General features: G+C 70.2%; 22 protein-coding genes. 16 read left to right on the top strand and 6 right to left on the bottom strand.

Annotation, left to right across the window (positions count from 1 at the left end; translation table 11 throughout):
* The first annotated feature begins 105 nt into the window (after window positions 1-105).
* The 3 genes from D7223_RS32945 to D7223_RS00815 all read left to right on the top strand — a co-directional run bounded on the left by D7223_RS32945 (window position 106) and on the right by D7223_RS00815 (window position 1,834).
* Window positions 106-288, top strand: coding sequence for a hypothetical protein (locus tag D7223_RS32945; protein ID WP_186832193.1), 183 nt, complete (start codon window positions 106-108; stop codon window positions 286-288).
* A complete protein-coding gene (locus D7223_RS00820) occupies window positions 285-818 on the top strand; it encodes a DUF2269 domain-containing protein (RefSeq protein WP_120723746.1) in 534 nt (177 codons plus the stop codon). Before D7223_RS32945 ends, D7223_RS00820 begins: the two co-directional genes overlap by 4 nt.
* Before the next feature lie 572 nt (window positions 819-1,390).
* Window positions 1,391-1,834, top strand: coding sequence for an OsmC family protein (locus tag D7223_RS00815; protein ID WP_120723744.1), 444 nt, complete (start codon window positions 1,391-1,393; stop codon window positions 1,832-1,834).
* A gap of 487 nt (window positions 1,835-2,321) precedes the next feature.
* Here D7223_RS00815 and D7223_RS00810 read toward each other — a convergent pair whose 3' ends face one another.
* Window positions 2,322-2,960, bottom strand: a complete 639-nt coding sequence (locus tag D7223_RS00810; protein WP_120723742.1) for a vitamin K epoxide reductase family protein — start codon at window positions 2,958-2,960, stop codon at window positions 2,322-2,324.
* Window positions 2,957-3,604 carry a DsbA family protein gene (locus tag D7223_RS00805; protein WP_120723740.1) on the bottom strand — a complete coding sequence of 216 codons (648 nt, stop codon included), beginning with the start codon at window positions 3,602-3,604 and terminating at the stop codon, window positions 2,957-2,959. The genes D7223_RS00810 and D7223_RS00805 overlap by 4 nt, the downstream gene beginning before the upstream one ends.
* Here D7223_RS00805 and D7223_RS00800 point away from each other — a divergent pair.
* The 3 genes from D7223_RS00800 (at window position 3,591) to D7223_RS00790 (ending at window position 5,007) form a co-directional block, all read left to right on the top strand.
* A complete protein-coding gene (locus D7223_RS00800) occupies window positions 3,591-3,800 on the top strand; it encodes a hypothetical protein (protein ID WP_147252457.1) in 210 nt (69 codons plus the stop codon). The two genes, D7223_RS00805 and D7223_RS00800, sit on opposite strands and share 14 nt — an antisense overlap.
* A gap of 116 nt (window positions 3,801-3,916) precedes the next feature.
* Entirely contained in the window at window positions 3,917-4,267 is a 351-nt protein-coding gene (locus D7223_RS00795) for an ArsR/SmtB family transcription factor (RefSeq protein ID WP_120725559.1), read from the top strand.
* A complete protein-coding gene (locus D7223_RS00790) occupies window positions 4,267-5,007 on the top strand; it encodes a cation efflux transmembrane domain-containing protein (RefSeq protein ID WP_120723736.1) in 741 nt (246 codons plus the stop codon). The genes D7223_RS00795 and D7223_RS00790 overlap by 1 nt, the downstream gene beginning before the upstream one ends.
* A gap of 645 nt (window positions 5,008-5,652) precedes the next feature.
* On the opposite strand, the gene D7223_RS00785 is transcribed toward D7223_RS00790, so the two are convergent.
* Window positions 5,653-6,096 (bottom strand): DUF5990 family protein, encoded by a 444-nt coding sequence (locus tag D7223_RS00785; protein WP_120723734.1) that lies wholly within the window; start codon window positions 6,094-6,096, stop codon window positions 5,653-5,655.
* 326 nt (window positions 6,097-6,422) lie between these two features.
* Here D7223_RS00785 and D7223_RS00780 point away from each other — a divergent pair, with 326 nt between their 5' ends.
* A complete protein-coding gene (locus D7223_RS00780) occupies window positions 6,423-7,706 on the top strand; it encodes a L,D-transpeptidase (RefSeq protein WP_120723732.1) in 1,284 nt (427 codons plus the stop codon).
* Between the two features lie 241 nt (window positions 7,707-7,947).
* Here D7223_RS00780 and D7223_RS00775 read toward each other — a convergent pair whose 3' ends face one another.
* Both D7223_RS00775 and D7223_RS00770 read right to left on the bottom strand, forming a co-directional pair.
* The gene (locus tag D7223_RS00775) at window positions 7,948-8,694 is read right to left on the bottom strand and encodes a class F sortase (protein WP_120723730.1); all 747 of its coding nucleotides are present in this window, start codon (window positions 8,692-8,694) and stop codon (window positions 7,948-7,950) included.
* 240 nt (window positions 8,695-8,934) lie between these two features.
* On the bottom strand, window positions 8,935-9,627 hold the full coding sequence (locus D7223_RS00770; RefSeq protein ID WP_120723728.1) for a C39 family peptidase: 693 nt from the start codon (window positions 9,625-9,627) through the stop codon (window positions 8,935-8,937).
* Between the two features lie 350 nt (window positions 9,628-9,977).
* Here D7223_RS00770 and D7223_RS00765 point away from each other — a divergent pair, with 350 nt between their 5' ends.
* From D7223_RS00765 to ccsB, 3 genes are all read left to right on the top strand, one after another.
* A complete protein-coding gene (locus D7223_RS00765) occupies window positions 9,978-10,403 on the top strand; it encodes a hypothetical protein (protein WP_120723725.1) in 426 nt (141 codons plus the stop codon).
* Window positions 10,404-10,582: 179 nt separating this feature from the next.
* Window positions 10,583-10,810, top strand: a complete 228-nt coding sequence (locus tag D7223_RS00760; RefSeq protein WP_120723724.1) for a cation transporter — start codon at window positions 10,583-10,585, stop codon at window positions 10,808-10,810.
* Between the two features lie 81 nt (window positions 10,811-10,891).
* Window positions 10,892-11,842, top strand: a complete 951-nt coding sequence (ccsB, locus tag D7223_RS00755) for a c-type cytochrome biogenesis protein CcsB (RefSeq protein WP_120725557.1) — start codon at window positions 10,892-10,894, stop codon at window positions 11,840-11,842.
* A 65-nt stretch (window positions 11,843-11,907) separates the two neighbouring features.
* On the opposite strand, the gene D7223_RS00750 is transcribed toward ccsB, so the two are convergent.
* Complete coding sequence (locus D7223_RS00750) at window positions 11,908-12,396, bottom strand: hypothetical protein (RefSeq protein WP_120723722.1); 489 nt, start codon at window positions 12,394-12,396, stop codon at window positions 11,908-11,910.
* 67 nt (window positions 12,397-12,463) lie between these two features.
* Between D7223_RS00750 and D7223_RS00745 the strand changes: the two genes are divergently transcribed.
* The 6 genes from D7223_RS00745 (at window position 12,464) to D7223_RS00720 (ending at window position 18,105) form a co-directional block, all read left to right on the top strand.
* Window positions 12,464-12,919, top strand: coding sequence for a hypothetical protein (locus tag D7223_RS00745; protein WP_147252459.1), 456 nt, complete (start codon window positions 12,464-12,466; stop codon window positions 12,917-12,919).
* 296 nt (window positions 12,920-13,215) lie between these two features.
* Entirely contained in the window at window positions 13,216-13,644 is a 429-nt protein-coding gene (locus tag D7223_RS00740; protein WP_238161397.1) for a PH domain-containing protein, read from the top strand.
* Between the two features lie 97 nt (window positions 13,645-13,741).
* Window positions 13,742-14,656: a cation diffusion facilitator family transporter gene (locus D7223_RS00735; RefSeq protein WP_120725555.1), complete on the top strand. Its 915-nt coding sequence runs from the start codon at window positions 13,742-13,744 to the stop codon at window positions 14,654-14,656.
* Window positions 14,653-15,300: a copper resistance CopC family protein gene (locus D7223_RS00730; RefSeq protein ID WP_238161395.1), complete on the top strand. Its 648-nt coding sequence runs from the start codon at window positions 14,653-14,655 to the stop codon at window positions 15,298-15,300. The genes D7223_RS00735 and D7223_RS00730 overlap by 4 nt, the downstream gene beginning before the upstream one ends.
* The gene (locus D7223_RS00725; protein ID WP_120723716.1) at window positions 15,297-17,309 is read left to right on the top strand and encodes a bifunctional copper resistance protein CopD/cytochrome c oxidase assembly protein; all 2,013 of its coding nucleotides are present in this window, start codon (window positions 15,297-15,299) and stop codon (window positions 17,307-17,309) included. Before D7223_RS00730 ends, D7223_RS00725 begins: the two co-directional genes overlap by 4 nt.
* 103 nt (window positions 17,310-17,412) lie before the next feature.
* Window positions 17,413-18,105: a DUF1775 domain-containing protein gene (locus D7223_RS00720; protein ID WP_120723714.1), complete on the top strand. Its 693-nt coding sequence runs from the start codon at window positions 17,413-17,415 to the stop codon at window positions 18,103-18,105.
* The last annotated feature ends 180 nt before the right edge of the window (window positions 18,106-18,285 follow it).

Below are 18,285 nucleotides of genomic sequence, written 5' to 3'. Positions count from 1 at the left end.
ATGACAGATCCGCCCCGCTCCCGCCCAGCTGGCGAGGGCACCGGCCTGGACTCCGACCGTGGGTCGCCCCGCAGCGAACCTCCCCGGGCGCCGCGTTGGGTGAAGGTGTCCGCGGTCATCGTCGGCGTCCTGATCCTGCTGGCCGTGATCCTGGCGATTACCGGCAGCGGCCACGGTCCCGGCCGGCACGCCGCTGCCACCGGCGCACCAACGCCCGACGGCGACATACCGGCAGTCTTCGTCAGTAGTCCCGGCGCGAACCACGCGTCGCACGGAAGCTATCGATGACCATGTCTCCCCGTCTGCGTAAGGCCGTGCTGACCATCCACGTCGCCACTTCGGTCGGTTGGCTGGGCGCGGTCCTCGCCTACCTCGCTCTCGACGTCACCGCGGTGACCAGTCAAAGCGTCCAGACGGTTCGTGGCGCGTACTTCGCGATGGAAGTGATCATCCTGTACGCCATCGTCCCGCTGGCTCTCGCATCGGTGCTCGTTGGGACCGTCAACGCGCTAGGCACGCCGTGGGGCCTGTTCCGGCACTACTGGGTGTTGGCAAAACTCCTGCTCACCGTCTTTGCCGCAACCATCCTGCTGCTAGAGACACAGACCGTGAGCTACCTGGCGCAGGCGGCGGCGTCCAGCCCCGATCCGCGCGGGTTGCCTGGAACACTGCTCCATTCCGTCGGTGGCCTGGTAATGCTGCTCCTCACCGTGATCCTCTCGGTGTTCAAGCCGCAGGGCGTGACCCGGTACGGGTGGCGAAAACAGAACGAGCAGCGGCGGAGCAAACCCACCCGGCCTACCGTGTTCATGGGGTAGAGGGATGGCTTCTGGCTGCTCCGGCGGGCCGCGAGGTGCATGGCCTGGCGTTATGGCAGTCGAGCAGGCAGTGACTCAACCAATGGGGCGTCTTGCGGCTGCGCCCGGCGCAGGTATCGCCCCCGTTTCTTTGTGCACCCGGCCGGCGCGGACACCGCGCTCGAGCGCCGGTGGGCGTAACCACGTCCGACGGGCGACCCCGCCCGGAGCTGTCGGTGTACGACGTGCCGCCCGTGTTCAGCAAGGCGAAGACCCGTCCCTGACTACGCGGGCAGCCCCCTGCACAACAGCCGATGATTGACGTCGCCAGTCCACAACCCGCGCAATGTCGACGACGAGCGCAAGAGGTACCAGTTCCTGTTCGCCGACGCATTTGGTCCCGAGAAGTACCGGCACCGGTGGGGCACGGCTCGAACCTTTAGCTGAGACCGAGGTGGGTGGCCCACACGGCGCCGGTGCGGCACTTCTGATCGACGCTGTCCTGGCATGGCAGTCACTGGCAGTAGAGGATGGGCGATCGGTCGGCTAGGCCGGTGACTCGGGGGCCAGAAGGCCTGGGTAGCGTCCCGGTCATGAGTGAGGACAGCTTCCGCTCGGTGGAGATCGAGCGCACCAGCGTGGGAAAATACGTCGTGCGGAACGCCCGAGGCGGATCGATGTCGATGGGCACGGGTGAGGATGCCAGCTTCACGCCGGTGGAGCTGCTGCTGGCCGCCATCGGCGGCTGTACCGCCGTAGACGTCGACTACATCACCAGCCGCCGCGCCGAACCGACCCAGTTCTCCGTCGGAGTCACTGGCGACAAAATCCGGGACGCGGCCGGAGGAAACCGGATGCAGAACCTCACGGTCGAGTTCACGGTGACGTTCCCGGCGGGCGCGGACGGCGACAAGGCACGCGAGGCACTGCCCAGGTCGATGCAGCAGTCGCACGACCGGCTCTGCACCGTCTCCCGTACCGTCGAACTTGGCACTCCCATCTCACTCGTCAAGGCTGCCGGTTTCGATCGGGACTGAGGTTTCCTGGCGCCACCCGGGCTTTGCGTCCGTCCGGAAGTGCACAGCACTGCCGCATCTGCGCCGAGTCTTGCCGGGCATGCGAGCAGGCCTGTTGGGACCTGCTCGCCACCATTGGTTCAGCACCGTGAGCAACGCCGCGACGTGTGCGGCGCCGCTCGGGGGCTATGGCCGCCCAGCCTGACGTTTGGCCATCTGGGGCTGCTCGCGCCTGCCAACCTTGCGCAGATGCTCCTCCGTCATCTTGGAGATGCCCTCAATGCCCGCGCCGTGGGCCTACTGCCGAGAATCGTGCAGCCGTTGCCGTTGACCCTTGTCGACCTCCCACGGGGTGATGCCCGCGGGCTGCTCCGTTCGTCACCTTCACCTGCCCAGTGTGCGTAGCATGCCCCGGCAAGCAGCGTTCGACGTTGGTGGTCCTGCTTGAGCTGTCCGGAGTCACTGCCTCGGTTCGGCTCACCCGGCTTGGAATGCTCGCCGTCGGCGGTCAGATGAGGGTTCTCCAGTAGCTCCAGAACTGGATGGCGATCAACACGGCGAGGGTCAGCAGCCAGAGTGTCGGGATGGCGCTGTGAATGCGCACCAGGGCGTCAGTGAGCTTGCGGGGTGCGGGAAGGTGGCCTCGGTCGAGGTTGTGCAGGGTGGTGTAGGTGAACAGCACGATCATAACGACCCAAACGATCATGCAGTACGGGCAGAGTGCGCCGATGCGGTAGAGGCTCTGGAAGAACAGCCAGTGCACGAACGCGACGCCGAAGACCACGCCGGCTTGTAGGGCGAGCCACCACCAGCGGGGTAGCCAGGCCTTCGCCAGTATGGCGGCGCCGGTGGCGGCCACGACGGGGAATGTGGCGAGGCCGATGAGGGGGTTGGCGAAGCCGAACACCTCGGCCTGGCTGGTGGTCATGATGGAGCCGCAGGACAGGACGGGGTTGATGGAGCAGCTCGGTACGTAGGCCGGGTTCTTGAGCAGGGCCATCTTTTCGACCGTCAGGACGAACGCCGCGAGAGCGCCGACGAGCCCGCCGATCATCAGGACCCACCCGATCAGGCGGTCCGACAGTCCAGCCTTCGCCGCGGTGTCGACGTCGTCGGCCGTGGTGTTGTAGGTCAGCGTCTGGCTCATGACGCCAGGGACTGGTCGATAGCCGCCTTCAGGCCCTCGTAGGTGGGCCGGTCGGTGTACTTGGCGCCGTTGATGAAGAAGGTCGGGGTGCCCTGCACGCCCAGCGCTTCGCCGTCGGCGGCGTCGGCCTTGACCCGGGCGTCGACCTCGGCGCTGGCCACGTCGGCCTTGTAGCGGGTTATGTCCAGGCCCAGCTCCTGGGCGTAGCCCTCGAAGACGGTGGTCTGCGGCTGCTGCTGGTGTCCCCAGGCGGTGGCGGTGTCGAACAGCTTCTTGTACATCGGCTCGAACTTGCCCTGCCTAGCGGCGGCCTCGGCGGCGTGTGCCGCGTTGTAGGCATTCGGGTGGCTGGGGATGGGGAAGTAGCGCACCACGTAGGTGATCCGGTCGCCGTACTCGGCGCGCAGCTTCTCCACTCCCGGATAGGCGGCCAGGCAGGCTTCGCATTCGAAGTCGAGGAACTCCACGACGGTGACCTTGCCGTCGGAGGCGGTCGACAGCCGGTGACTGTCGGCGCGCACGAGCGTCTCGGACGTGGCGGCCGGCGCGGGGGTGTTGTCACCCTGGTTGGTCACCACGATGCCGATCAGCGCGACAAGGGCGGCGGCGACGATGCCGAGGGTGACTTTCATGTTCGTGCTCATGCCAGATTTGCGGATCTTGCGTGCCGCCTTGCCCGCGTTCGCCTTCGCCTGGGCCCTGGCGCTGTTCGCTGCCGCCGGCGTGGAACGCGCCGCGCTCGCACCGGCCGCCGTGGCGGTCCTGGCGGTGCGCTTGCGCGCCTTGGCATTCTTCGCCGGCATAAAACACCCCTCGCTGTCCAACAGGGCAACCCGCTAGCGGCCCCGCCCCTGCTCAACCCAGGCGAGAATACAGCGCAGGCTTTACCGCCGGCATGGATGTCGGCTGAGGGTTTGCTGTATGTGGGAGCTGCCGGTCGCCTTGTTTGGTACATCATGGGATGTACTATCCGTGGCGTGGAGACGTTGACGCACGGGCAGGTGTTGGCCCGCTTCGGCCATGCCCTGTCGGATCCGACACGGGCGCGGCTGCTGCTGGCCCTGCGCGACGGGCCAGGTTATCCGGCCGAACTGGCGGAGCTGCTGGGCACGACCCGGCAAAACCTGTCGAACCATTTGTCGTGCCTGCGCGGTTGCGGTCTGGTGGTCGCGGCGCCGCAGGGCCGCCGCACGCGCTATGAGCTGGCCGACGCCCGCCTGGCACATGCCCTTGCGGACCTGCTCGGCCTCGTCTTGGCCGTCGACCCAGCCGCGTGCCCGGAATCCGACGAGAAGGGCTGCTGCTGATGAACCTGCCCTTGATCAACCTGACGCCGGCAGCACCGTCGGCGGCGCGTCGTCAGGTGCTCGCCCGCCGGGTGCGGCTGCTCGTCGCCGCCACGATCACCTACAACGTCATCGAGGCGATTGTGGCGATCACCGCCGGCACGATCGCGTCGTCGACCGCGCTGATCGGCTTCGGCCTGGACTCGGTGATCGAGGTGGCGTCGGCGGCGGCGGTGGCGTGGCAGTTCGCCGGCCCCGACCCGGAAGCTCGGGAGAAGGTGGCGCTACGCGTCATCGCGGTCTCCTTCTTCGCTCTCGCCGCCTATGTGACCGTGGAGTCGGTGCGGGCGCTGATCGGCGGCGCCGAGGCCGAGCACTCCAGCATCGGTCTGGTGCTGGCGGCACTGTCGCTGGCGATCATGCCGGTGCTGTCCTACGCGCAGCGCCGCGCCGGCCGGGAACTCGGCTCACGCTCGGCGGTTGCCGATTCCAAGCAGACGCTTCTGTGCACGTACCTGTCCGCCGTCCTGCTCGTGGGCCTCGGGGTGAACAGCCTGTTCGGGTGGTCCTGGGCCGACCCCATCGCCGCGCTGGTCATCGCCGCCGTGGCGGTTAAGGAAGGCCGCGAGGCGTGGCGCGGTGATGCCTGCTGCGCCGTCCCGCTGGCCAACACCCGCGCCGACGCCGTAGCCGGTGCCGCCGAGGGTGACGCGTGCGCGTGCCGGCCGGGATGCTCCTGCTGCTCGGCGGACGGGACATGACCGCACGGATGCTCGCACGGCGGATGCCGCCGACTGTGCGGGGCCTGTTCGACGTCGAGCTGGCCACCGCCGGCACCGCAACCTGAGCGGCGACCGCGTGGCCTAACACGCGCATCCTGTCCCGGCCCTCGGGCGCAGGCCGCGGCCCGCTCCCTCACGATAAGTCTGCGTTGGCAGCCGGCACTCTTGACCGTCCGGGTCGTCGAGTTCATTGCTCCGGTCGTCGACGGGCCACTGCATCGCGACGCGCCTTCAGCGCCACCCAGGGCCATGCCGATGACTTCGTCGACCGGGCGATGCCGGGCTTGAGCGCTGGTATGGGCGAGATCTTGATCGGACTCGCACGCGCGTCATAGATCGGGGCGCGGGTGGTCCCGAGGCGTCTGTTCTCGATCATCAGCGGCGGCGATTGGTGCTCCGGTCGCGTCGATGTATGGAAATCGGGCCGGCTCAGAGGTGCAGGCTGTAGTTGTACGAAGACGAACGCCACCAACGGCAACCGGTCGAACCGGGTGAGTGAGGACGGCTTAGCGCCCCGAACGAAACTGCCCGTCTCTTAACCGGCGCTTCGGCCGGGATAGCGCAGACCTCGGATGCTCCGGCCTGGAAGACCTCGGCACTGATTTGCTTGCGGGTGGAGCTGCGCTACTCCACCGTCCAGGTGATGCTGGGCGGGCGGACTCGGGCGCACCGCGGCCCGCCCGTGGCGTCAGTCAACCCGAGTCGCCCGACTAGCGCTCCCGCGCCGTCGTGCGCGGCGCGCAGCAGCTCGCCCGGGACGTCGTCGAACAACAGCTTCGCGCGGCGGAACATCGCGAACTCGTCGTCTGTCACCGCACCCCAGCTGAGGTAGAGGAATCGCGCCCCGGGCCGGCCGTGCACCCACGGCCCGCCGACGTCGAGCAGCCCGTTCACGTCGCGGCTGGTCACCTCGATCTCCCAGGTCGCCTCCGACGCATCGGCTCGCACGCGGTCGATCACCTCGGCCTTGCGTTGCACCCCGACGTGCACGTTGCTCAGCCGCAGCGCGTCGGCCGCCGCGCCGGCGCGCCGCCCCGGCAGGTCGCTGCCCTCGATCCGAATCCGCACAGTCCGACTGTAGGACGCGGCTACGCATGTCGTCGGTGCGCGGGCCGCGTGAGGCATCGCCGTAGTCATTGTCGGCGTTTGCCGTCCGACACCTCGCGGCCGGCGACCCCTCGGCATGTCCGACCTGGCGGTGCGCGGTATCCGCTACCTGCTGTATCGCCAGCGAGAGAGATTCCGGCAGGCCATTCCTGAACGACGAGTGTGCGATCTGGAGCGCCGCGTCCTGTGCTGGTCGAGCATCAGATCCGAGTTGTTCGAAATCGCGGGAATAGCTCCGTGATGTCGACAGAATGTGACGAGGGCACGTGATAGACGCGGGGGGACGCATGGCGAAGTTGAAGCGGCGGTTGACGATGTTGGTGGTGATCGCAGCGGCGACACCGGCGGTTCTCGGTGGATGCACCACCGAGCGTAAGCCCGGCACCCGCCCTGCAGAGGGGGCAGAGGGGTGGGCGCCGCCGGAGCTGATCATCACACCGGCCGACCGGGCGAGTGACGTTCCGATCACGGCCGAGGTGGGCGCAGCAGTCAAGAATGGCATGGTCACGGCGGTGCGCATCACCGACGACAAGGGTGTGGAGGTCAAGGCGGAGCCCCGCGAGGATGGATCGGCGTGGGTACCGATCTCACCGTTGCAGCCACAGCGCACCTACAGCGCCGAGGTGACCGCCACCGGGGCCAAGGGGAAGACCGTCGTCCGCAACACCACGTTCACCACGATGCCGAAATCAACGAAGCCGGCGATCACCAGCACGTTGTATTTCGCCGGGAACCGCACGTACGGCACGGCGATGCCGGTAACGGTCGCCTTCGACCCTCCCATCCCCAAGCAGGCCAGAGCGCATGTCCAACGCCGTTTGTTCGTGAAAACGAATCCGCCGCAGCCCGGCACCTGGTCCTGGGTGTCCGACGGTTCCCAGGTGTATTACCGGGCACCCGATTTCTGGCGCCCCGGCACCACCATCAGCGTCCGGGCCGCACTCGAAGGGCTGCCGATCGGCAAGGACCACGTCGGCGACGCTGACCGCAAGGCGACCTCCACGATTGGTCGGCAGGTGTCACTGGAGGTCGACAACGCCACCAAGCAGATGTCGGTGTTCCGCGACGGGAGGCTCGTCCGCAAGATCCCGGTCAGCCTCGGCAAGCCCAGCACGCCGACCTCCAGCGGCAAGATGGTGATCATGGAGAAGCATCAGTACACGACCTTCGACACCCGGGGGGAGCCCAATGGCGGCTACGTCGTCGACGTCGAGGACGCTCAGCGGCTCACCTGGGGCGGGGAGTTCATCCACAGCGCGCCGTGGTCGGTGGGGGACCAGGGCAAAACCAACGTCTCGCACGGCTGCACCAACGTCTCCCCGGCCGCGGCGGATTGGCTGATGAACATCACCCAGGTCGGCGACCTGGTCTCCTTCAAGGGCACCGAGGTCCAGTTGACTGAGGGCAATGGCTGGACGGCGTGGAACGTCAGCTGGGCCGAGTTCGTCAAGGGCAGCGCGCTGCCGGTGCCCGCAGGGCTTCGGCCGGCCCCCACCCGGGTGCCGCATTCGGGCGCGGTGGCCGGCGGCTCGCCGACGCCGACGCCGACGCCGTCTGTCGCTGGCGGCTGATCCCGGTCGCTGCCGAGCTCGGCAGGGGTGCGGCGCAAGTGTTCTATTTGCCGATGGCCGTCATCGCCGCAGCGTTCGCACCGATGGTCAGTCACACCGGGGTGAGGGCGGGCACTGCAGTCCCGTGACCGGCTACCGCGATGGCGGGCAACACCGACGAGATCGGCGGCTCGTGGGTACAGAAGGCGCGACCGTCGGTGGGGCCGGTCCGACAGGGGCCGGTCCATCGACGGACCCGCTGTCATGTCTGCCGGGACCCGACCAGGGTGGCGAAGACGATGACGTTGTCGGGATAGCTGCCTGCCTGCTCGTTGAAGATTCCGCCGCAGGTGATGACCCGCAGGCTCGCGGTGTCGGACGGCCCGTACACCAGCTCTGTCGGGAAGGCGTCCTTCGGGTACGACCTCACCCCGTCGACGCGGAAGCTCACCTCGCTGCGGTCGGCCCGGGTTACCTGGATCATGTCGCCGGGCAGGAGTTCGCCGAGCCGGAAGAACACCGCCGGTCCGATCTTCACCGAGTCGACGTGGCCCATGATGACGGCGTTACCGACTTCGCCGGGGCTGACGCCCAGCTTGTACCAGCCGGCATCCATGGCCTGATCGAGAGGCGGCACGTCGACGGTGCCGTCGTCGCGGACACCGAGGGCGAGGATGTTGGCGCGCACGCCGATGCGGGTGATCGAGATCGTCGTTGGTGCGGATGCGGGAAGACCGGTCCGCGACGACGCGCCCGGGGCGGGCTGCGCCACCGTCGCGGGCGCGGCCGCGGCGGGTGGCTGCGGGGGCGGCTGGGATGACGGGTCGGTGAGTGCGGCACCGATCATGCCCGCTCCGGTCAACGCCACGATCCCGACCAGCGCCACCGCGAGCGTCGCCGCGACCCGTCCCCGGCCGTGGCGGCGCAGGAGCCTGCGCCCGGCGTGGCGTCGGGGACGCCCGTACAGAGTCCCGCGCTGCGCCGTCTCATTCGTCGCCTCGTCGCCCATACCCGCACAGTAGGAACGAAACGGCGGGCGAAGACCCGAACGCCGGCAGGAGCCCCGAAGGGGGACAAACGAATGGCGGCGGAATGGCGGGCAGGAGGGGTGGTGCCCGGGAAGCCGCCGTGCGGCGATGACCTCACCGCGCCGCCGGCCACCGCCGTAGGCGGCGCCGGCGGCGGACCGACGTGTGCGTGCACGGGCAGGGGGCCAGCCCGGGTGTGGGCTGGCCCCTGTGCGAGCCGGTCAGGCGGAGTAGCCGCGGGAGGCGATCCAGTCGGCCAACGTGTCGGTGTTGATCCAGTACTGGCCCTCGTCTGACCAGGAGTCGCCGATCTTGACGGTGTTCCCGCCGTCGCGGTAGCCGACCACGGTCACGTAGTGGCCGCCGGGGTAGGCGTGGGCGTGGCCGTCGGTGTCCACGCCGGTGCCGATGATGTTGGCGACCACCGGCCGGCCCTCGTCGAGGGCGCGGACGACGTCGTCGCGCAGCCGGTCGGTCTCGGCCTGGTCGGCCTTGTCGCCGGGGATCTCGACGGTGCGGTAGCCCTTACCGCTGACCTCGGTGAGGACGCGGGTGGTTTCGATGGCGGAGTTGGTGCCGGCCTCGGTGGTGCCCAGCTTCTTGGCCAGCTCGTCCTGGCTCAGGTCCTTACCGAGCGCGGACAGCGCCATCTTGGTGGCCGCGGGCGCGCAGTAGAAGTAGGTCTCCTGGAACTTGTAATGGAAGTCCAGCTCCTTACCGCCGGCGCCCTTGCCGTTGCCGCGCTCTTGCTGGACCGAAGCCGCAGTGCCGGCCGTGGCCGGGGCGGCGTTCGCGGCGGCCACCGGGCCGGCGATGGCGCCGCCGGCCATCGCCAGTCCGGCGACGGCGAGGGCGGCCTTACGGATCACCGGAGCCTGGGTGAGGCCCGGCAGCCAACGCGTGGTCGTGGTCATCGTGCTCACCTCTCATCCGGGGGACGGCCGCGCAGGTGGCCTGCGGACCGCGATGAAGCAGCGACGCCCGAGCGGGGGTGCTCGAGCGTCGGGTGGCATAACGGCCGCCGGCCCAGCGACATTCCGGCAACGGCCCGCGGCGAGTGTCCGAGATCCGGACATTACGCGCGCGGACGGACGTTCGGGCAGTCGATACCATCTGCCTGCCCCCGTCCGAGGTCGCCTTGCGGCCGCACTCGCCAGGTCCCGCGAGCGGATGTTCATGGCTGACCTGGGGCGGGCGTGTAGGGGCGCGTCGCTTTCGTGGGCCACGGTGCGGCCATGAGCTGTGGCTGCCGTAGTCTGCACCGGTGGTGTCGTCGTGGCCTGCCGGTGTCGTGCGGCCGCTGTCCCGTGCGGTGACGGTGGCGGTCATGGTGGCCGTCCTGGTGCTTCTGCACGCGCTGCAGTGCGCAACCGGCATGGATTCGTCGCCCGCGAGCACGGCGTCTACGGCAGTGCAGGCGGCTACCGGCGACGCCGCCGCCGAGGCTGCGCCGCAGCGCGGCCTTTCGGGCGTGGCCATGACCGTGGACGGTCACCATCTGCCGGCCGACCGCGATGGCCTGGTGGCTGCCGCCTGCTTGATCCTTCTGGTCGCCGCAGGGGCGGCTCTGCTGGCCACGCCGGGCCGATGGACCGTTCGCGTGGCGGCCGGGCACCGGGCACCGGCGCGTCCGGAGTTTCCGTCTGCCCTCGGACACACGTTGTCGCAGCTGGGCGTGTCGCGGACGTGATCTGCAGCTGACCTCCGTCAGTCGCTGACGGACCAATCAGCGCTCGTTGACACGTGATCACCGGCCGACGGTCGTCGGGTGACGCCACCGCCGGTCGGTTCCCCGACGCCGTCCCCGGCGTGCCGCTGTCACCAGCTTCGCCGCGAGGGGTGTGGCCGTCCCTGCTGCTAAGGACCCTCATGAACGACACCGTGACCTATCTGATCATTGTGCGTGCTCTGTGCTGCGACCAGGCGGAACGAGCGGTGCAGCGGATCCTCGAAGCGCTGCCCGGTGTGCACCGGGCGCAGGTGTCCGCAGCGGCGGGCCGAGCCGCCGTCGACGCCGACCCCGCCTACGTCGACGCTGCGGTGCTGACCGCCGCGCTCGCAGCAGCCGGCTATCCCGCTCGCCTGCAACCCCGATAACCCACCCACCCCCGCCAGCCTCGGGCAGGTGTTCGGCCGCACAGGTGTACGGCGGGGCGATGACGTCTGTTGGAGAGGCTCATGAACCAGTTGTCTGATTCACTGTTCGCTGTTTCCCTGCTCGGTTATCTGCTGGCGCTCGTTGTCTTCGGTGTTGCGGAGACGTTGCGCCGTACGCCGGCGCGCCGCCCACAAGTTGCTGTCGCCGTGGCTGCGCCGGGCACGGTGGCGAGGCCAGGGGCACCTGCCGCGTCGCCCTGGCTGACCGCTTCGCGTGCCTCTGCCGGCGGCGCCGTCGCCGTCGCTGTGGCCACCGTCGCGCAGGCCGCCTGCCTCGTCACGCGTGCGGTGGCCGCCGGCAGGGTGCCGTGGGGCAACATGTATGAGTTCATCGTCGCCGTCACCTTGGTGGGTGCGGCGACCTGGCTCGTGCTGGCCGCGCGGCACCCGGCCGTTCGGCCGCTCGGCCTGTACGTCGCGTCCTGCGCCGTGATCCTGCTGGGTGCGGCAGGTCTGCACCTGTACACCCCGGCGGGTCCGTTGGTGCCCGCCCTGCAGTCGGCGTGGCTGGCGGTGCACGTCAGCGCCGCCGCCGTGGCCACCGGATTGTTCCTGGTCGGTTTCCTGGCGGCGGTGGCGTTACTGCTGCGCTCCCGTCATGAACGCCGAAGCGGTGGCCGGTCCGCGGACGTGCGCGACACCCTCGGCGCGCGGCTACCTACCGAGCCCCTGTTGCGGCGTCTGTCGTTTCGGATGCATTCCGTCGGATTCGTGATCTGGACGTTCGCGGTGATGGCCGGGGCCGTATGGGCGGAAGCATCCTGGGGTCGCTACTGGGGTTGGGACCCCAAGGAGACGTGGGCGTTCATCTCCTGGGTGGCGTACGCGGCCTACCTACACGCCCACGCGACGCCGAGCGTGCGTGCCCCCGTCGCGGCGTGGATTGCCGTGGTGGGCTGGTTGACGATGATGTTCAACCTGTTCGCCGTCAACCTGGTGTTCTCCGGCCTGCACTCCTACGCCGGCACCTAAGCCCCATGGCCCCGGGGATGGCTCGGCCCACCGGCCGGGCCATCCCTCACCGGGAGGCCGCCGGATCAGGTGGGAAGCGAAGGAGCGGCCGGCGCCGACTGGGGAATGAGGAATTGGGCGAAGCAGGAGGCCATCCGCGCGCCGGTCATACCGCTGGCTTCGAAGGTCAGGCTGCCGCCGTCCCCCGTGCCCAGGGTGACTGACACCCGGCTGGCGTCGGGTTCGCTGCGTGCCCAGTCCACCGACGCCCACGGGAAGGTCGCCGGCGCGCTCAGGGCCAGCTTCTCTCGTCGTATCGACGCGAACTGGGCGGCGAGGGCGCCCAGTCCGCCCCCGAGGAGCAGGATGATCACCAGGAGCCACACCGCTACGCCCGCCGTGGCGCTGGCATGGGCGACGACGATGTTCAGCAGGCCCAGCGCGATGGCCGCGAAAACAGCGGCGCCGCTCAACCGCAGCGGGCTACGCCTGCCGGTGGGCAACACGCGTAGGCCGTCCATCGCGAACAGCAGCGTCACGAGCCCATCCCCGTGGCGTACGTCGGTGACCCGCATGGCGAACACAATAGTCCCAGGTCGGGTCGCTCTGCTCCCGGCCAGTCAGCGCGGCTATCTTTTGGGGATGCGGCGCTATCTGACCCCGGCACGGCTCGTCGGTCACCTCGTGGTGCTGGTGGTGGCGGGGGTGTTCGTACGCCTGGGTTGGTGGCAGTTCGAGCACGCCCTCGCCGGCAATACGCTCAGCTACGGCTACGCCCTCCAATGGCCGGTGTTCGCCGCGTTCGGCGTCTTCTTCTGGATCCGATTGCTGACAGGCTCCCCGCCCGACCGGACCCCTAAAGGCGGTGGGCCGTCCCGAGGTCCGGCCGCCGCGCCGGTTGCGGTACCGCTGGCGTGGACGTTCCAGCGCTCCGCCGAGACGATCGTGCCCGAGCCCACCCCGCAAGCGCGGCGGAGGGAGTCCGAGGATCCCGACGTGCTCGCCTACAACGAGATGCTCGCTTGGCTGCATGCCGACCCTGCTCGCCGGGTCGAGGGGTATCCCGGCTACTCACCGGCGCGGCGGTGGCCACGCTGACCTTGCACCGTCACTCGAGTGCGATCTGCAGCATGGCGGTCGGCGCCGATCGCGACCCCTCGAAGGAAGCCGATCGAGCGGTAGGTGTCCTCGCCGGCCGGAAGGCAGACCCGCCGGCCGGTGACTACCCGGGCATGCGGTGTGAGCAGCGGCATGCGGTGAACAGCCGGGTGGCCTGACAAGCTGGCCGTGGCCGGCCGGTACCGAGTGGAGGACAGATGCCGCTATTGATCTTTGGGACGCGGCACGGCCGCGGGAACGCGGCGGCCGGAGGCGTTGTCGTGCGGCCCCGGTGCGTGAGGTGGATCAGCGCCGCCGCCGCCGTGGTCGTTCTGGGCTTCAACCTGCTGTCCGCGGCAACGTTGAGCGGTACGACGTCCAACGGCGGCCAGTACTTCCCCACCGACCGGCTCGCGGTCGCCGGCATCGGAGTGTTCTTCACGGCGCTGACGCTGGTGCCCTGGCGGCTGCGGGTGCACGCCGACCGCGACGGCGTACGGGTGCGCAACCTCCTGGGGGACGTCACGGTGCCGTGGGAGATGGTGCAGCGGGTGCGGTTCGACCGCAAGGCGGTGTGGGCGTCGCTGGAGCTGACCAACGGCGAGGTGGTGGCCCTGCTGGCGGTGCAGGTCTTCGACGGCGAACGGTCGGTCGCCGCGGTGCGCCGCCTGCGCCAGTTGCACACGGACAGCCGGCAGCCGGATCAGGCGACGTCCCGCCGCTGACCGAAAGGTGCGGTCACTCGTCCCGCGTCGACCCTCTCGCTTGCACTTATTGCAATATCCGCATATGTTGGCGCGGGACGTCGACGAGGAGGACGCGATGGGTGCCGGGCACGATCACGGCCAGCAGGCGATGCGGGCGGGCGAGAAGCACCGTGGCCGGCTCTGGGCGGCGTTCGTCCTGCTGGCCATGTTCATGGTGGTCGAAGCGGTCGCGGCGTGGGTGACCGGTTCGCTGGCGCTGCTGTCGGACGCGGGGCACATGTTCACCGACGTCCTGGGCATCGGGATGGCGTTGGCCGCGATCACCGCGGCGAGCCGGGCCTCCCGGGACGGGCAGCGGACCTTCGGGCTGTACCGGGCAGAGGTCCTCGCGGCGCTGGCCAACGCGGTGCTGCTGTTCGGCGTCGCGATCTACGTGCTCGTCGAGGCGGTGCGCCGGTTCACCGCGCCGCCGGAGGTCCTGGCCGGGCCGATGTTCGCGGTGGCTGTGGCCGGCCTGGTGGCCAACATCGTCGCGTTCCTTCTGCTGCGGTCGGGCTCCCAGGAGAGCCTGAACGTGCGCGGCGCCTACCTGGAGGTCCTCGGCGATCTGTTCACCTCGGTCGGGGTGATCGTCGCAGCGGCGGTGATCGCGGTCACCGACTGGTGGTACGCCGACCCGATCATCGCCGTCGCGGTGGGTTTGTTCATCCTGCCGCGGACCTACCAGCTCGGGCGGGCGGCCGTGCGGGTCCTCGTGCAGGCCGCCCCGCCGCACCTGGACGTCGCCACAGTCCGCGACGCGCTGCGCGGCGTCGACGGTGTCGCCGACGTGCATGATCTGCATGTCTGGACCCTCACCTCGGGGATGGAGGTCGCCTCGGCGCACCTGGTGCTTGACCGGGAGGCCGACCTGGCCGCCGTGCTGGCGTCGTCGCGGCGACTGCTGCACGACCGTTTCGCCATCGAGCACGCCACCTTGCAGGCCGAGCCGCGCGACGCCGACGGCGTGTGCGACGGCAGCACGTGGTGACCGGGAACTTTCCGGCGTACCGGACCGACTACCTGAAGCCCGCACCACCGATCCAGGAGTTGTCCGTGCACCGCCCTCACCTACTCCCACAGTCCGCCCGCCTGGCCGCTGCGCTGCTCGCCGTTCTGGCCGTGCTCCTGCCGGCCGCACCTGCCTGGGCGCACAACGCGCTGCGGGAGTCCACCCCGAGCCGGGATGCCCGCGTGCCGTCCGCGCCGCGGCAGGTCGAGCTGGTGTTCGCCGAGCGCCTCGACCCGCAGTTCACCACCATCGCGGTGACCGGACCCGGCGACGCCGCGGTGACGGCGGGCGCCCCGGCGGTGTCCGGCACCCGCGCCACCCAGCCGGTGAACCCGGACCTGCCGGCCGGCGAGTACACCGTGTCCTACCGGGTGGTATCGGTGGACGGGCACCCAGTGCAGGGATCGTTCGCCTTCACCGTCACCAGTACGCCCACGCGGTCGGCCTCGCCGACGCCGTCGGCCACCATCTCGCCCCCATCTGCCGCCCCTGCGGCCGCTGCGGCCGCTCAGACCGACAACGCTGACGGGGGCTCGGGAGCGGCGGTTGTCGTGGCGGTGCTGGCGGTGGCCGCGGCCGGCGCCGGCGTGCTCATTCGGCGGGTGCGGGCGGGCCGTCGATGAATCTCGAGGTCATCCGCCGTCGGCCCGTGCTGGTGCCGGCAGCCACGGTCCTCGTCGCCGCCGGTGTCGGCGCGGCGCTGCTCTGGTGGGGCGGTGCAGCGGTCCCGCAGACGGTGCCGGGGCTGCCTGACCCGGGTCCGGCCACGGCTTGGTTGCTGCCGACCGCCCGCCTCGGCATGCGGGTCGGGGCGGTGGCCACCGTCGGGCTGCTGCTGGCGGTTGTCCTGCTGTCGCCTCGCAGTGACGAGGGCGGGTTGTCGGCGCTGGGCTACCGGCGGCTGCGCGCCGCGGCGTGGAGCGCCGGCGTGTGGGCCGCGTCGACCGGTGTCGCGGTGTGCTACACCCTGGTCGACCTGTTCGGGCTGCCCGCCTCCCAGGTGCTGTCGGCCCGGGCGGTGCTGAACTTCGCGCTCACCATCCCGCTGGGTCAAGCTCTCACCCTCGGCGGCGCCTTCGCGCTGCTCGCGGCCGTGGTGGCCGCGATGAGTCTGCGCCCGGCGGGCGCGACGGTGGCGCTGCTGGCGGCGCTCGCCGGTGTCGTGCCACCGGTGTTCACCGGGCACGCGGCCGCGGCCGACAATCATCAGCTCGCCGTGTCCGGCCTGCTGCTGCACGTGCTACCGGCCACCGTGTGGGCCGGTGGCCTGTTCGCGCTGGCCGTGACCCGCCGCGGCAGCACCGCCGACCTCACCCGCGCCGTCCGCCGCTTCTCTCCCTTGGCCCTGGCCTGTCTTGTCGCCGTCGCCGCCTCGGGACTGCTGTCGACGGCCGTGCGCCTCACCACGCCGGCTGACCTGGTCGGCACCCGGTACGGACAGCTGGCGCTGGTCAAGATGGCCGCCCTGGGCGCGGTGGCGGTCGCCGGACTGCTGCACCGCCGTTGGGCGATCGGGGCCCTGGCCGGGGGAGACCGGCGTCCCTTCCTGCGCGTCGCGGTGGTGGAGACACTGCTGTTCGCCGCTGCGGTCGGCGCCGCCGTCGCGCTGTCGCGCACCCCCGCCCCTGTCGGAGAAGGGGAGGAGGACGCCGTCACGGCGCTGCTCGGGTTTCCGATGCCCCCACCGTTGAGCGTCGAGACCGCGACGACGGCCTGGATGCCCGAGCCGCTGATCATCGCGGCGACCCTGGCCGCCGCCGGCCTCTACCTGGCCGGTGTGTGGCGGCTACGCCGTCGCGGCGACGCGTGGCCACCTGCCCGCACCGCCCTGTGGCTCGCCGGCTGCGCAGTGATCGTCGTCGCCACCTCCAGCGGCCTGGCCCGCTACGGTGCCGTGCTGTTCTCCGTGCACATGGTGCAGCACCTGCTGCTGATGATGGTCGCGCCGATCCTGCTCGTGCTGGCCGGACCGGTCACCCTCGGCCTGCGGGCGCTGCCCCCGTCGACGGATCCGCGCTGGCCCGGGCCTCGCGAATGGCTGCAGGCCGCGCTGCACTCCCGGGTCTCCCAGCTGGTGACTCATCCGGTGGCGGCGTTGACCCTCTATGTCACCAGTCTCTACGTGCTGTACTTCACCGGCCTGTACGAGTTGGCGGTGCGCTCACACGCGGCGCACCTCGCCATGATCGTTCACTTCCTGGGCGTCGGGTACCTGTTCTTCTGGGTGGTCATCGGCATCGACCCCGCTCCCCGCCGTATTCCGCACCCGCTGAAGCTTGTGCTGGTGCTGATCAGCATGGTGCTGCACGCGTTCCTTGGAGTCGCGCTCATGCAGTCGACCACCCTGCTCGCCGCGGACTGGTGGACGGCGCTGGCGCGTCCGTGGGGACCCACCCCGCTGGAGGACCAACGCGCTGCCGGCGGCATCGCCTGGTCCTTCGGAGAACTGCCCACCGTCGTCGTCCTGGGTGCGCTGATGCTGCAGTGGATGCGCGCCGACCAGCGCGAGGCCCGCCGCCGAGACCGCGCCGCGGACCGCGCCGCCGCCGAGGGCCGCGAGGACGACGAACTGGCCGCCTACAACCGCATGCTCGCCGACCTCGCCGAACGCGACCGGCAGGTCCGGACGTGACCAGGTTCGGCGAGGCCGCCACCGCGACGCAGCGCTGCGGGACCGCCCGCGCCAGGCGCGACGACCAGAGACCACGCGAACAGCGCCGCGAAAGGGGCACATCATGAAGCGTCTGCTCACCGGGGTGGTGGCCGCGGTTGCCGCGACCACGGCGGCCGTGGCGGTCGGCGCGCCGGCCTGGGCGCACACCAAGGTGACCGTCGCTCCCGCCCGGGCCGGCGCGAGCAACGCCCTGGTCACCGTCAACGCCGAAGCCGAGTCCGACAGCGCCGGCGTCGCCTCGGTGCAGGTGTACCTGCCCGACGGCATCACGCCCGGCGACGTCACCCTGATCGCCGCACCCAAGGGGTGGAAGCTGGGCAGCGTAGCCGGCGACAGCTACACCGTCGCCGGTCCCGCCTTGGCCGTCGGCGACGACGCCGAGCACCGGATTCGGGTACGGCAACTGCCCGACGCGCCGCAGATCTCCTTCAAGATCCTGCAAACTTACAGCGACGGCCGCGTTGACCGGTGGATCGAGGTACCCAGCGCCGCCAACCCTGAACCGGCGAATTCCGCCCCCACCGTGAAGCTCGCCGCCGCACCCGCGGGTTCCACCGCACCAACCACCCCAGCCTCGCCGACGCCCACCACGGCCCCCGCCACCGACGCCCCCGTAACCGCACTGCCGTCCCCCGCCGCTGGCAGCGATGCCGGCACCAACGGCGGATTGTGGATCGGCCTGGGCACCGCGCTGGCCATCCTGGCCGCGGCAGGCGCGGCGCTCTACCTGCGGCAGCGGCGCCACCGGGCGTAGCCGACTGACGTCCGCCCCTTCCGCTGTGGGGCGATGATGGTGCGTACGTCGTCGCCGGGCTGCTGGTACTACGCCGGCCGACCCCGTCAGCTCAGATGCGTGCCGTCGGAACGGTACGTCCCGACGGTGTCGGCTTGGCCGTCGCTTCCAGCGCAGTCAACGATTGCGGTTCGAGGTTGG

It is taken from the genome of Micromonospora endolithica (assembly GCF_003626595.1).
In the GTDB taxonomy this organism is placed as follows: Bacteria; Actinomycetota; Actinomycetes; order Mycobacteriales; family Micromonosporaceae; genus Micromonospora; species Micromonospora endolithica.
The sequence above is the reverse complement of the archived record's forward strand: the minus strand, read 5'-3'. Positions and strand labels throughout refer to the sequence as shown.